The sequence below is a fragment of the Sphaerotilus sp. genome, from assembly GCF_041083715.1.
Classification (GTDB): domain Bacteria; phylum Pseudomonadota; class Gammaproteobacteria; order Burkholderiales; family Burkholderiaceae_C; genus Sphaerotilus.
Genome location: NZ_JBFPGY010000186.1, coordinates 1 through 9433 on the forward strand (window position 1 = coordinate 1; position 9433 = coordinate 9433).

Consider the following 9433-nt stretch of genomic DNA (forward strand, 5'->3'; position numbering starts at 1 on the left):
CCATCAACATCCAGTGGGGCACCGACAACCGCACCGTCGGCATCCGCTCGCCGGTGGCCTCCCCTGCGGCGCGGCGCATCGAGAACCGCGTGATCGGCGCAGACGCGAACCCGTACGTGGCGCTGGCTGCGACGCTGGCCTGCGGCTACCTGGGCATCAAGAACCGGATCGAGCCGACACCCGAGTGCAAGGGCGACGCGTACCTCGGCGACTACCAGTTGCCGCGCAGCCTGGGCGAGGCGCTGGAAAAGCTGCGCAACGAGAAGGCCCTGGCCGAGGTGCTCGGCGAGTCCTTCATCACCGTCTACACCGAGATCAAGGAAATCGAGTACGCCGAGTTCATGAAGGTGATCTCGCCGTGGGAGCGCGAGCACCTGCTGCTGCACGTCTGAGCCCCCCGATCCGCCGTACCCGCACCCCGACAAGGACTAGGAACGCACCATGAGCACTCCGACCGCACACGACACCGCCTCCTGGCAAGCCGCCGACGCCGCCCACTTCCTGCACCCCTTCACCGACTTCCAGCAGCTCGCGAAAAAGGGCTCGCGCATCATCACCAAGGCCGACAACCTCTACCTCACCGACAGCGAGGGACACCGCCTGTTCGACGCGATGAGCGGCCTGTGGTGCGTCAATGTCGGCTACGGCCAGCAGACGCTGATCGACGCCGCGGCGCACCAGATGGGTGAGCTGCCCTTCTACAACAGCTTCTTCCAGACCACCACGCCGCCTGCGGTCGAACTCGCGCAACTGCTCGCCGAGGTGACGCCGCCGCAGTTCCAGCACGTCTTCTATGCCGGCTCCGGCTCGGAAGGCAACGACACCGTCGTGCGCATGGTGCGGCGCTACTGGGACCTGCAGGGCCAGCCCGAGCGCCAGGTCATCATCAGCCGCTGGAACGGCTACCACGGCTCGACGATGGCCGGCGCCTCGCTCGGCGGCATGAAGTACATGCATGCGCAAGGCGGCTTGCCCATCCCCGGCATCACGCACATCGACCAGCCGCACTGGCTCGAGCACGGCGCGGGCATGACGCGCGACGCGTTCGGCGTGGTCGCAGCCGGCTGGCTGGAACAGAAGATCCTCGAAGTCGGCCCGGACAAGGTAGCCGCCTTCATCGGCGAGCCGGTGCAGGGCGCGGGCGGCGTGATCGTGCCGCCGGCCACCTACTGGCCCGAGATCCAGCGCATCTGCGACCAGTACGACATCCTGCTGGTCAGCGACGAGGTCATCTGCGGCTTCGGGCGCACGGGCCGCTGGTTCGGCTGCGAGACGATGGGCGCGAAGCCGGACCTGATGACCTTCGCCAAAGGCGTGACTTCGGGCTACATCCCGCTGGGCGGCGTGATGGTCGGTGACCGCGTCGCCAAGGTGCTGATCGAGCAAGGCGGCGAGTTCGAGCACGGCTACACCTACAGCGGCCACCCGGTCGCCTGCGCCGTGGCGATCGCCAACATCAAGCTGATCCAGTCGCTGAAGCTGGTCGAGCGCGTGCGCGACGAGACCGGGCCGTATCTGGCCGCTCAATTCGCCAAGCTGAACGACCACCCGCTGATCGGCGAAACACAGACCTGCGGGCTGATGGCGTCGATGCAGCTCGTGAAGGCCAAGGACCGTGGTGATGGGCATCCGGGGATGTTCGACTCCGAACTGGGCGTCGGGATGCTCTGCCGCGGCCACTGCTTCGGCAACGGGCTGGTGATGCGCGCCGTCGGCGACCGGATGATCATCGCGCCGCCGCTGGTGATGACGATCGCGCAGGTCGATGAGCTGATGGGGTTGATCCACCAGTGCCTGGACCTGACGCTGGCGGACGTGCGCTCGCGGGCATGGATCTGACATGCCACTTACCGTGCTGGCCGCTCTTCGCGCCGAGATCGACACCATCGATGAAGAGATCATCCAACTGCTGGCACGCCGGTTCAGTGCCACTGAACAGGTGGGTGAACTCAAGGCTCAGCACCAACTGACCGCTGTGGATTCTGAACGGGAAGCAGCACAGGCCCGCAAGTACCACATGTTGGCCGATGCACATCAACTCAATCCAGCACTGGTTCTGGGCATGTTTGCTGCTGTCATCCAAGAAGTGGTTGCGAACCACCAGAAACTTGCCACCAGGCGCATGACAGAAAGTGACGATTGACATGACAGCTCGTACTCAGTCACCAAGCTGGCACGACAAGGCCGCCTCGCTGGCGATCGACGGCCGCGCCTTCATCAACGGCCAGCGCACCACCAGCGCCAGCGGCGAGACCTTCGACAAGCACTCGCCGATCGACGGCCGCCACCTCGCCCCCATCGCCCGCGGCCAGGCCGCCGACATCGACGCCGCCGTCGCCTCGGCCCGCGCAGCATTCGAGGACGGCCGCTGGGCGCACCAGCCGCCCGCCGCGCGCAAGAAGGTGCTGCAGCGTTTCGCCGAGGGGATCCTGGCCCACCGCGACGAACTCGCGCTGCTGGAGACGCTCGACATGGGCAAGCCGATCCAGTTCGCGCGCAGCGTCGATGTGCCGGCCGCCGCGCGCACCATCGCGTGGTATGCCGAGGCGATCGACAAGGTGTACGACGAGATCGCCCCGACCGGCCGCAACGCGCTGGCGCTCATCACCCGCGAGCCGATGGGCGTGGTCGGCGTGATCGTGCCGTGGAACTACCCGATGATCATGGCCGCCTGGAAGCTCGGGCCGGCGCTGGCCATGGGCAATTCAGTGGTGATGAAGCCCAGCGAGAAATCCCCGTTGACGGCGTTGCGACTGGCCGAAATCGCGATCGAGGCTGGTTTGCCGCCGGGGGTGTTCAACGTCGTGCCGGGCTACGGCCACGAAGCCGGCGAGGCGCTCGCGCTGCACATGGACGTGGACGCGATCGGCTTCACCGGCTCGACCCGCACCGGCCGGCGCATGCTCGACTACGCCGGGCGCTCCAACCTCAAGCGGGTCTACAACGAGCTGGGGGGCAAGTCGGCCTTCCTCGTCTTCCCCGACCACCGCGACCCAGCCAAGGCAGCGCGCACCGTCGCCGGCAGCCTGTTCTTCAACCAGGGCGAGTCGTGCAACGCACCGTCGCGGGTGCTGGTCCATGCGTCGATTGCCGACGAGTTCGTGGCGACCGTCACCGCGCAGATGCCGGCCTGGCAGCCGGCCGATCCCCTCGACCCGGCGACCGTGATGGGCGCGCTGGTCGACGAAGGACAGATGCGCACCGTGCTGGGCTACATCGATGCCGGCCGCTCGGAGGGCGCGGTCTGTCATGGCGGACAGCGGGCGCGCACCGAAACGGGCGGCTTCTACGTGCAACCGACCGTGTTCGACCACGCCACCAACGACATGCGCATCGCCCGCGAGGAAATCTTCGGGCCGGTGCTGTCGGTGATCCGCTTCGAGACCGAGGAGGAAGCCGTGCGGCTGGCCAATGCGTCGTCCTATGGCCTGCAGGCCAGCGTCTGGAGCCATGACCTCAACCGGGCCCACCGCGTGGCACGTGCCTTGCGTGCCGGCACGGTGCATGTGAACCAGTACGACGAGGACGACATCACCGTGCCCTTCGGCGGCTACCGGCAGAGTGGCAACGGCCGGGACAAGTCGCTGCACGCACTGGAGAAGTACACCGAGCTGAAGACCACCTGGCTGCGACTGGATGACGCCTGAAGCGCTGGAGCGCAGCGTGACGAAATGGCGAATCCTCAGGCCATAATCCTGCCGCGCGCAGGGTCTTCCCAACGCCAGCCACACCCGTTCCCCACTGGTTTCCCACTGCTTCCCTACTTCCACCCTCTACTGGAGCGCCCATGAAACTGCTGTCCTCCCGGCCCGCCAAGGCCCTGAATGTCCTGGTCGCCGCTGTCGCGGTGCTGTGCTCGGCGGGCGTGCGCGCCGAGGAAGAGAAGGTCCTGAACATCTACAACTGGGCGGACTACATCGCCGAGGACACGATCAAGAACTTCGAGAAGGAAACGGGCATCAAGGTCCGCTACGACCTGTTCGACTCGAACGAGGCGCTGCACGCCAAGCTGATCGCCGGCAAGACGGGCTATGACATCGTGGTGCCGGGCTCGCACTGGGCCAAGTCGCAGATCGAGGCCGGCCTGCTGATGAAGCTCGACAAGAGCAAGATCCCCAACTTGGCCAACCTCGACCCCGCCATCCAGGCGCAGCTCGCCAAGATGGACCCGGGCAACGAGCACATCGTCGACTGGCTCTGGGGCTACACGACGGTCGGCATCAACGTCGACAAGGTCAAGGCAGCCCTCGGTGCCAAGCCGATGCCGGAGAACTCGTGGGACCTGGTCTTCAATCCGGAGTACGCGAGCAAGCTCAAGGGCTGCGGCGTGGCCGTGCTCGACACGCCGTCGGAAATCCTGCCACTGGCGCTGAACTACCTCGGCAAGGACCCGCACAGCAAGAACGCCGACGACTACAAGGCGGCCGGCGACATGCTCAAGAAGATCCGCCCGTCGGTGACGCGCTTCGTCGGTTCGGGCTCGGACTACATCGACCAGATGGCCAAGGGCCAGATCTGTGCCGTGGTGGGCTGGTCGGGCGACGTGATGATCGCCAAGGACAAGTCGAAGAAGGCCAAGAAGCCGCAGAACCTGGAAGTGCTGCTGCCGAAGAACGGCGGCCTGCTGTTCTTCGACACCATGGCCATCCCGAAGGACGCCCAGCACCCCGAGAACGCGCACAAGTGGATCAACTACATCCTGAAGCCGGAAGTGCACGCCTCGCTGACCAACACCGTGTTCTACGCCAACCCGAACAAGGCCTCGCTGAAGTTCGTCAAGCCCGAGCTGGCCAAGGACCCGGCGGTGTTCCCGGATGAAGCGGCGCTGGCCAAGATGATCCCGCCCGGCACGCCCGACCAGGCCACCCGCAAGCTGATCACCCGCACCTTCACCAACTTCAAGGCGGGCCGCTGACACGGGCGCCACACCCTCACAGGGAAACATGCACATGGCCAAGACACTGGAGGACGGCGCCTTCCTGCGGATCGAATCCGTGGTGAAGGAGTTCGGGGATTTCCGGGCGGTGGACCAGGTCAGCCTGGACATCGCCAAGGGGGAGATCTTCGCCCTGCTCGGCTCGTCGGGCTGCGGCAAGAGCACGCTCCTGCGCATGCTCGCCGGCTTCGAGTCACCGACCTCCGGCCGCATCGTGCTCAACGGCAACGACCTCGCAGGCAAGCCGCCCTACGAGCGCCCGGTGAACATGATGTTCCAGTCGTATGCCCTGTTTCCCCACATGACGGTGTGGGACAACATCGCCTTCGGCCTGCGGCGTGATGGCCTGCCTTCGGGGGAGATCACGGCGCGGGTCGACGAGATGCTGCGGCTGACCCAGCTCGGCAAGCTGGCCAGGCGCAAGCCGCACCAGCTCTCCGGCGGCCAGCAGCAGCGCGTGGCGCTGGCCCGCAGCCTCGCCAAACGGCCGCAATTGCTGCTGCTGGACGAGCCACTGGGCGCACTGGACAAGAAGCTGCGCGAGGCGACGCAGATCGAGCTGGTCAACATCATCGAGACGGTCGGCGTGACCTGCGTGATGGTGACGCACGACCAGGAGGAAGCCATGACCATGGCCTCGCGCATCGCGGTGATGAGCGAAGGCCGCTTCCTGCAGGTCGGCAGCCCGGCCGACATCTACGAGACGCCGACCACCCGCTTCGTCGCCGACTTCATCGGCAACGTCAACCTCACCGACGGCACCATCACGGTGGACGAGGCCGACCACGTGCATGTGCAGTGCGCGGATTTCACCCACTACATCGGCCACGGCATCACCGGCTACCTCGGCCAGCCGGTGACGGTGGCCGTGCGGCCCGAGAAGGTCTCGGTCAGCAAGGACAGGCCCGAGGGCGACATGAACCAGGTGCGCGGCACCGTCAAGGAGATGTCCTACTTCGGCGACAGCACGCTCTACCACCTGGAGCTGGCCAGCGGCGCCCGCTTCAAGGTCACGGTCGAGAACGACAGCCGTGACCGCTCCGGCGCGCCGACCTGGGGGGACGCGGTCTGGGCGCACTGGCAGCCTTCCGCCCAGGTCGTGCTGACGCAATGACAGGCCGGCAAGCATGACCCCGGCCACCCCGCTCCAGCGTCTGCGGTCCGTCTTCAGCGGCCGCAGCCTCGTCATCGGCACGCCCTATGTCTGGCTGCTGGTGTTCTTCCTGCTGCCCTTCCTCATCGTGCTGCGCATCAGCTTCGCGGAGATGGACGGAGCGCGGGTCAGCGACCTGTTCACGTTCGCGAACAACGAGCTGTTCATGAAGCTCAAGCTTCAGAACTTCCTCACCATCCTGCAGGACGACCTGTACCTGGCCACCTACGCACAGTCCCTGCTCTATGCCGGGATCACGACGCTGGTGTGCCTGTGCGTCGGCTACCCGTTCGCGTATTTCATGGCCCGCGCGCCCGGCACCGTGCAGCCGCTGCTGCTGATGGGCGTGATGCTGCCGTTCTGGACCAGCTTCCTGCTGCGGGTCTACGCCTGGAAAGGCCTGCTCGACGCCGACACCGGCTGGGTGGGGTCGTTCCTGAAGACCATCCACGCCGACCAGGTGCTGCTGCCGCTCGGGCTGATCTCGGCGGAGGGGCAGTTCATGTACACGCCGTTCTCGCTGCTGCTCGGCATGGTCTACACCTACCTGCCCTTCATGATCCTGCCGCTGTACGGCACGCTGTCCAAGCTGGACCTGCGCCTGCTCGAAGCCGCGCAGGACCTGGGCGCGACACCGTGGCAGGCCTTCTGGCGCATCACGGTGCCGCTGTCCAGGGGCGGCATCATCGCCGGCGCCATGCTGGTGTTCATCCCTTGTGTCGGCGAGTACGTGATCCCCGAGCTGCTCGGCGGCCCGGAGACGCTGATGATCGGCCGCGTGCTGTGGGACGAGTTCTTCAGCAACAACGACTGGCCGATGGCGTCGAGCGTGGCGGTGACGATGGTGCTGCTGATCATCGTGCCGCTGGCGGTCTTCAACCGCAACCAGTCGCAGGGAGCCGCCCCGTGATCGTCACCCCCGCCGGACGCTGGACGAGCCGGATCTGGCTGACCGCTGGCTTCGTCTTCCTGTACCTGCCGATCATCGCGCTGGTGGTCTACAGCTTCACCGACTCGCCGGTGCCCAACGTCTGGGCCGGGTTCTCGCTGCGCTGGTACGAGAAGCTGGTCGGCGACGAGGACATCCGGCGCGGCCTGTTCCTGTCGCTGCAGATCGCCGCCGCGACCGCCACCGGCGCGGTCATCCTCGGCACGCTGGCCGCCTTCACGCTGGAGCGCTACCCGCGCTTCCGGGGCCGCACGCTGTTCTCCGGCATGGTGAATGCGCCACTGGTGATGCCCGAGGTGATCGTCGGCCTGTCGCTGCTGCTGATGCTGGTGTCGATGCAGCGCCTGTTCGGCGTGCCCGAACGCGGCATCGTGACGATCTGGCTCGGCCACATGCTGGTGGGCATGGCCTATGCCACCGTCGTGATCGCCGCCCGTCTGCGCGACCTGAACCCGCAGTTCGAGGAAGCCGCACAGGACCTGGGTGCCCGGCCGCTGCAGGTGTTTTTCCTCGTCACGCTGCCGATGATCGCGCAGTCGATGCTGGCCGCGTGGCTGCTGACCTTCACGCTGTCGCTGGACGACGTGGTGATGTCGGCCTTCCTGTCCGGACCGGGTTCGACGACACTGCCGCTGGTGATCTTTTCCCGGGCAAGGCTCGGGCTGGACCCGACGGTGAACGCACTGGCCACGGTCGTGATCGTGGTGGTGGCAGTGTTCGTCGTGGTATCGAGTTACATGATTGCGCTGCGCGAGCGGCGTCTGCAGCTTGAACAACAAGCTGCGCTGAAGGGTGGTTGAACGGGTGGAACGTATCTGCAAGAGCATCAGCCTCGTCATTCCCTGCTACAACGAGGCCAGCAATCTGGACGCGCTGCTGGAGCGCTGCATCGCCACGCTGACCACGCTCGACCTGACCTGGGAAATCGTGCTCGTCGACGACGGCAGCCGGGACAACACCGCACTGCAACTGGCACACTGGTCCACGCGGGAGCCCCGCGTGCGCGCCCTGCTGCTCTCCCGCAATTTTGGCAAGGAAGCGGCACTGAGCGCCGGCATCGACGCAGCGCGCGGGCAGACCGTGGTGCTGATGGACGCCGACCTGCAGCACGAACCCGAGCTGATCCCGACCATGCTGCAGCGGTGGAAACACGGCATCGACGTGGTCTACGCGCGCCGCAAGGACCGCAGCGACGAGCCCTGGTTCAAGCGCACCTTCACGCGGCTGTTCTACCGGATGCTCAATGCCACGCATCCACGGGTGAAGATCCCGCCCGACGCGGGGGATTTCCGGCTGCTCGACCGCCATGTGGTCGACGCGCTCAAGTCGCTGCCAGAACACAACCGCTTCATGAAGGGCATGTACGCCTGGGTCGGGTTCCGCTCGGAAGAGCTGCCCTACACGCCCAAGGCGCGCGCCAGCGGAAAGAGCCACTACAACCTGCACAGCCTCGTCAGCCTGTCGCTGAGCGGGATGACGGCGTTCACGACCTGGCCACTGCGGGCCTCCAGCGTGATCGGCGTGAACCTGGCGCTGCTGGCGTTCGGCTATGGCGGCTACCTGGTGATCACCTACTGGCTGTTCGGCACCGAGGTGTCGGGCTGGACCACCATCGTGGTCAGCACCATGCTGTTTTCCGGCGTGCAACTGCTCAGTCTGGGTGTGCTCGGCGAGTACATTGCCCGGATCTACGACGAGGTCAAGGGACGCCCGCTCTACATCGTGCACCGCCATCTGGGCGACGGTCTGCCGCAGGACAGCGACATCACCCCGGTGACGCCGCCCGGAACACCCAGAGCCGGCTGACCACGAAGGTCGCCACAGCCAGCCCGACCAGCACCACGCCGAGCGCGAGGTCGTAGCGCAATCCCCCGGTGCGCAACACCGCGGCGTAGCAGGCCTCGTTGACGGCGAACCCCGCGCCGGACACCAGTGCGAAACGCCACAGGCTCTGCCCGGTGCCGACGCCGGAGGTCACGCCGAAGGTCCAGAACCGGTGTCCACTGAAGGACACGACAAATGCGATCATCCAGCCGACCACGTTGGCGCCCAGCGGCGCCATCCCCATGGACTCCACAGCCACGCGCACAACGCCCCAATGCACCGCAGCCGCGGTGGTTCCCACGGCGATGAAGCGCACGCCTTGCCAACGATCTTTCGACATGCCCGACATCCTAGCCTCCCTCCGACCCTGCCGGCGCCTGGCCGTCTGTGTCGATGACTATGGCCTGCACACCGGCATCGACGACGCCAGCGTGCAACTCGCGCGCGCCGGCCGCATCAGCGCCGTCAGCGTGATGAGCGGCGGACCGACCTGGCCCGCCAGTGCGGCCGCCCTGCGCGAGGCGGCCGGAACCCACCCAGTCGACGTTGGCCTGCATCTGAATCTGACCGA

Annotated in this window: 10 protein-coding genes and 1 pseudogene; 10 read left to right on the forward strand and 1 reads right to left on the reverse strand. The window is 66.4% G+C overall.

Annotated elements, in window-relative coordinates; genetic code table 11:
* The 9 genes and pseudogenes from AB3X43_RS08320 to AB3X43_RS08360 form a co-directional block, all read left to right on the forward strand.
* A pseudogene (locus AB3X43_RS08320) lies at positions 1 to 392 on the forward strand (glutamine synthetase); the annotation flags it as partial.
* Positions 393 to 441: 49 nt separating this feature from the next.
* A complete protein-coding gene (locus tag AB3X43_RS08325) occupies positions 442 to 1839 on the forward strand; it encodes an aspartate aminotransferase family protein (protein WP_369429377.1) in 1398 nt (465 codons plus the stop codon).
* A 1-nt stretch (position 1840) separates the two neighbouring features.
* Positions 1841 to 2143 carry a chorismate mutase gene (locus AB3X43_RS08330; protein WP_369429378.1) on the forward strand — a complete coding sequence of 101 codons (303 nt, stop codon included), beginning with the start codon at positions 1841 to 1843 and terminating at the stop codon, positions 2141 to 2143.
* 1 nt (position 2144) lies between these two features.
* Entirely contained in the window at positions 2145 to 3647 is a 1503-nt protein-coding gene (locus AB3X43_RS08335; protein WP_369429379.1) for an aldehyde dehydrogenase, read from the forward strand.
* A gap of 140 nt (positions 3648 to 3787) precedes the next feature.
* A complete protein-coding gene (locus AB3X43_RS08340) occupies positions 3788 to 4915 on the forward strand; it encodes a polyamine ABC transporter substrate-binding protein (protein ID WP_369429380.1) in 1128 nt (375 codons plus the stop codon).
* A gap of 28 nt (positions 4916 to 4943) precedes the next feature.
* The gene (locus AB3X43_RS08345) at positions 4944 to 6050 is read left to right on the forward strand and encodes an ABC transporter ATP-binding protein (RefSeq protein ID WP_473965088.1); all 1107 of its coding nucleotides are present in this window, start codon (positions 4944 to 4946) and stop codon (positions 6048 to 6050) included.
* Between the two features lie 13 nt (positions 6051 to 6063).
* Positions 6064 to 6999 carry an ABC transporter permease subunit gene (locus AB3X43_RS08350; RefSeq protein ID WP_369429382.1) on the forward strand — a complete coding sequence of 312 codons (936 nt, stop codon included), beginning with the start codon at positions 6064 to 6066 and terminating at the stop codon, positions 6997 to 6999.
* Positions 6996 to 7838 carry an ABC transporter permease gene (locus AB3X43_RS08355; RefSeq protein ID WP_369429383.1) on the forward strand — a complete coding sequence of 281 codons (843 nt, stop codon included), beginning with the start codon at positions 6996 to 6998 and terminating at the stop codon, positions 7836 to 7838. The genes AB3X43_RS08350 and AB3X43_RS08355 overlap by 4 nt, the downstream gene beginning before the upstream one ends.
* 4 nt (positions 7839 to 7842) lie before the next feature.
* Positions 7843 to 8844, forward strand: coding sequence for a glycosyltransferase family 2 protein (locus tag AB3X43_RS08360; RefSeq protein WP_369429384.1), 1002 nt, complete (start codon positions 7843 to 7845; stop codon positions 8842 to 8844).
* On the opposite strand, the gene AB3X43_RS08365 is transcribed toward AB3X43_RS08360, so the two are convergent.
* Positions 8804 to 9202, reverse strand: coding sequence for a GtrA family protein (locus AB3X43_RS08365; RefSeq protein WP_369429385.1), 399 nt, complete (start codon positions 9200 to 9202; stop codon positions 8804 to 8806). The genes AB3X43_RS08360 and AB3X43_RS08365 overlap by 41 nt on opposite strands.
* On the opposite strand from AB3X43_RS08365, the gene AB3X43_RS08370 reads away from it, so the two are divergent.
* Positions 9201 to 9433, forward strand: a 233-nt coding sequence (locus tag AB3X43_RS08370; protein ID WP_369429386.1) for a ChbG/HpnK family deacetylase, incomplete at its 3' end; no start/stop codon positions are given. The genes AB3X43_RS08365 and AB3X43_RS08370 overlap by 2 nt on opposite strands.